This is a genomic window from Nocardioides sp. (assembly GCF_035481145.1).
GTDB lineage: Bacteria > Actinomycetota > Actinomycetes > Propionibacteriales > Nocardioidaceae > Nocardioides.
Map to the genome: position 1 here is coordinate 1 of NZ_DATIHB010000101.1, position 3448 is coordinate 3448.

Consider the following 3448-nt stretch of genomic DNA (forward strand, 5'->3'; position numbering starts at 1 on the left):
CGCCGGCGTCGGCAGCGTGCAGCTCGCCGCCGAGGGCGAACTCTCGGTGACGGGCCTGGATGCCCGCACCGTGGGTGACCTCGCCTTCGACAACCAGATCCGGGTCCACGAGCTGTCGACGCACCAGGCGACCCTCGAGGAGGCCTTCCTCGAGATGACCGGCAATGCCTCCGAGTACAACGCGCAGGCACCGGCTCCTTCGCATGCGCCCGCCCCCACGACCCCGCAGGAGGGCACCCGATGACCGCCGCACTCCGCTACGAGATCGCCCGCCTGCGCACCCTCCGCTCGACGTGGTGGCTGACCTTCGGTGTGCTGCTCGTGGGCGTCGGCTTCACCGCCATCGCCTCGCTGATCATCCGGGTCAGCCTCCGCTCCGACGACCTCGACGGGCAGGAGCTCTCCGGTGACATGGCGAAGTTCTACGTCGACGCCGCGATGACCCAGTTCTCGATCGTCGACCCGATGTTCTACCTCGTCGCGTTCGTCGCTGCGATCGTCGGCGTCCTGGCCTGGGGCCACGAGTACCGCCACGGCATGATCCGCGCGACGCTCACCGCCGTACCCCAGCGCTGGGCGGTCTTCGCGGCGAAGTACCTCGTCGTCGCCGCCTGGGTCGCGCTGCTCGTCGTGACCAGCTGCCTGCTGTCGCTGCTGGTCTCCGCGATCTTCTTCCTCGGCATCGACGTCAGCTACGCCCCGATGCACATCCTGGCCACCATCGGCCGGCACGTGCTCTACAGCGTCCTGGTCACCTGGCTGGCCATGTCGCTGACCGTGCTCGTGCGCCACCAGACGTTCGCGCTGGTGATGCTCTTCCTGTGGCCGATGGGGGTCGAGGTCCTGCTCCGGACCTTCGCCTTGATCATCAGCGGCGTCCAGAACAACGACGCGTACGTCGAGGCAACGCGCTTCCTCCCCTTCAACGCGGGCGGGCGGATCATGCAGACCTTCGGCACCCTCCCCGGCGGCGACTTCGGCCTGCAGAGCAACCTGGACACGTTCGGTGACCCGCTCAGCCTGTGGGGCGGGGTGATCGTGTTCGGCGGCTTCGTCGCGCTCCTCGTCGCTGCTGCGTACTCCGCGTTCGCCACTCGCGATGCCTGACCCGGGCGGCGGGCTCGTCGTCGGGTTCGACCTCGACATGACGCTGATCGACACCCGAGCGGGTTTCGCGGCGACCCTGCTGGCGCTGGGGGAGGAGCTCGGCATCGCCTTCCCGACGGAGGAGATGACCGCGCGACTCGGCCCTCCGCTGGAGCACCTCCTCGCTGACCACCTGCCGGCCGCGGAGATCCCGTCCGCGGGCGACAGGTTCCGCGCGATCTACCCCGAGCACGCCGTGCACGCGACGCCGGCGTTCCCCGGCGCCCACGCGGCCATCGCGGCGGTGCGGGCAGCAGGTGGTCGCGTCGTGCTCGTCACGGGCAAGTTCCCGCGCAACGCGCAGCTCCACGTCGACCACCTCGGCTTCGACATCGACCACCTCGAGGGCTGGGTCTGGGGCGTGGGCAAGGCCGACGTGCTCCAGCGCGAAGGGGCCTCGATCTACGTCGGCGACCACGTCCACGACGTCGAGGGCGCCCTCGCCGCGGGCGTCACCAGCGTCTCGGTTCTCACGGGCGGCTGCACACGCGAGGAGCTCGAGGCAGCGGGCACGCACGTCGTGCTCGAGGAGCTCGCGGAGTTTCCCGCCTGGCTCGAGGCGCACCTGGGTCAGCAAACCGGCTCGCCGCGCTGAACGGCGCCCACTACCCTTGGGCCTCGCGTCCCACAGGGGCCGCGCGCAGCACACGGAAGAGGTCAGAGCAGTGCCCGTTGGCAAGGTGAAGTGGTACGACGCCGAGAAGGGCTTCGGCTTCCTTTCGTACGACGGCGGGCCGGACGTCTACGTCCACGCCGAGGCGCTGCCTGAGGGCGTGAGCTCGCTGAAGAACGGCACGCGCGTCGAGTTCGGCATCGCCCAGGGCCGTCGTGGCGACCAGGCGCTCCAGGTGCGGATCATCGACGCCCCCGCGTCCGTCGCGCGCAACCAGCGCGACGCCCAGCGCAAGAAGCCCGACGAGATGGCCACGATCATCGAGGACCTCATCGTCCTGCTCGACGGTCTGGGCGAGGGCTACCGCCACGGCCGCCGTCCCGACCCGAAGACCGTGCGCCCCGTCGCCAAGGCGCTGCGCGCCCTCGCCGACGAGCTCGAGCTCTGACCGACTCAGCAACCCCAGCCCGCGCTGAGGAGCTGAGGCGTCGGTTCCCTGCGGAGGAGCGCAGCGGGGGAGTGGGGAAGCGACACCTCAGCGAGGTGTCCACGGCCTGTGGCCGGCGCGCCGGGCTATCGGGACGCGGGTTGGTTCGAGACTCCGAGCCAGGCGTCGATGTCCTTCATCGCCCGCTCGACCACGTCCGACGGTGCCCGTGACCCGCGGAACGACATGCGGGCCAGCTCGGCCAGCGTCTCGTCACTGAGCCCGTGCGCGGCGCGCATCGTGGCGTACTGGCCCTCCAGCCGTGAGCCGAAGAGCAGCGGGTCGTCCGCGCCGAGGGCGACCCGCGCCCCACCGGCCAGGAGCTGGGGGAGGGGCACCGAGGTGAGGTCGGAGTAGACCCCGAGCGCGACGTTGGAGACCGGGCAGACCTCCAGCGTCACGCCGGACGACGCGATCCGCTCGAGCAGGGCCGGATCCTCCGCGCTGCGTACCCCGTGGCCCAGTCGGTCCGCGCCCAGGTCGTCGAGGCAGGCCCGGATGTTGTCGGCACCGCGCAGCTCCCCGCCGTGCGGCGCGAGGAGCAACCCGGCCCGCTCTGCGATCCGGAACGCGGGCGCGAACTCCGCCGTCACGCCGCGCCGCTCGTCGTTCGAGAGGCCGAAGCCGACGACCCCGCGGCCGGCGTACTGCGTCGCGAGACGGGCGAGGGTGCGGGCGTCCATCGGATGCCGGGTCCGGTTGGCAGCGATGACGACCGCCATACCGATACCGGTCTCGCGGGAGGCGGAGGCGACCGCGTCGAGGACGAGGTCGGTGAATGCCGTGATCCCGCCGAAGCGCGCTGCGTAGCCCGACGGGTCGACCTGGATCTCCAGCCACCGTCCACCCTCGCGGGCGTCGTCCTCCGCCGCCTCCCGCACCAGTCGGCGTACGTCGGCCTCGGTGCGCAGGACCGAGCGCGCCACGTCGTAGAGCCGCTGGAAGCGGAACCAGCCCTTTTCGTCGGCGGCCGAGAGCTCCGGCGGCCACTCCTCGACCAGCGCGTCGGGCAGCGGGATGCCGTCACGCTCGGCGAGCTCGAGCAACGTGCTGTGCCTCATCGACCCGGAGAAGTGCAGGTGCAGGTGCGCCTTCGGGAGTACGTCGAGGGGTCGCGCCATGACGGGAACCTACCGGTCCCTCTGTCGCCGAGGCGGCGCGGACCTGCAACGAAATGGCATCGAGGCGGCGCGAACCTGCAG

At 71.2% G+C, this 3448-nt stretch carries 4 protein-coding genes and 1 pseudogene; 4 read left to right on the top strand and 1 reads right to left on the bottom strand.

Going from position 1 to position 3448, the window contains the following annotated elements:
* The 4 genes and pseudogenes from VLF38_RS08920 to VLF38_RS08935 all read left to right on the top strand — a co-directional run.
* A pseudogene (locus VLF38_RS08920) lies at window positions 1–244 on the top strand (hypothetical protein); the annotation flags it as partial.
* Window positions 241–1107: a hypothetical protein gene (locus VLF38_RS08925; protein ID WP_325270915.1), complete on the top strand. Its 867-nt coding sequence runs from the start codon at window positions 241–243 to the stop codon at window positions 1105–1107. The pseudogene VLF38_RS08920 and the gene VLF38_RS08925, both read left to right, overlap by 4 nt.
* On the top strand, window positions 1100–1741 hold the full coding sequence (locus VLF38_RS08930) for an HAD family hydrolase (protein ID WP_325270916.1): 642 nt from the start codon (window positions 1100–1102) through the stop codon (window positions 1739–1741). The genes VLF38_RS08925 and VLF38_RS08930 overlap by 8 nt, the downstream gene beginning before the upstream one ends.
* Before the next feature lie 70 nt (window positions 1742–1811).
* Window positions 1812–2207, top strand: coding sequence for a cold-shock protein (locus tag VLF38_RS08935; protein ID WP_325270917.1), 396 nt, complete (start codon window positions 1812–1814; stop codon window positions 2205–2207).
* Window positions 2208–2332: 125 nt separating this feature from the next.
* On the opposite strand, the gene VLF38_RS08940 is transcribed toward VLF38_RS08935, so the two are convergent.
* The gene (locus tag VLF38_RS08940) at window positions 2333–3367 is read right to left on the bottom strand and encodes an adenosine deaminase (protein ID WP_325270918.1); all 1035 of its coding nucleotides are present in this window, start codon (window positions 3365–3367) and stop codon (window positions 2333–2335) included.
* Window positions 3368–3448: the final 81 nt, after the last annotated feature.

Excerpts from the sequence above, each read along its gene's own strand:
- VLF38_RS08925 (WP_325270915.1), top strand. The coding sequence starts at position 241 with ATGACCGCCGCACTCCGCTACGAGATCGCCCGCCTGCGCACCCTCCGC.
- VLF38_RS08930 (WP_325270916.1), top strand. The coding sequence starts at position 1,100 with ATGCCTGACCCGGGCGGCGGGCTCGTCGTCGGGTTCGACCTCGACATG.
- VLF38_RS08940 (WP_325270918.1), bottom strand. The coding sequence starts at position 3,367 with ATGGCGCGACCCCTCGACGTACTCCCGAAGGCGCACCTGCACCTGCAC.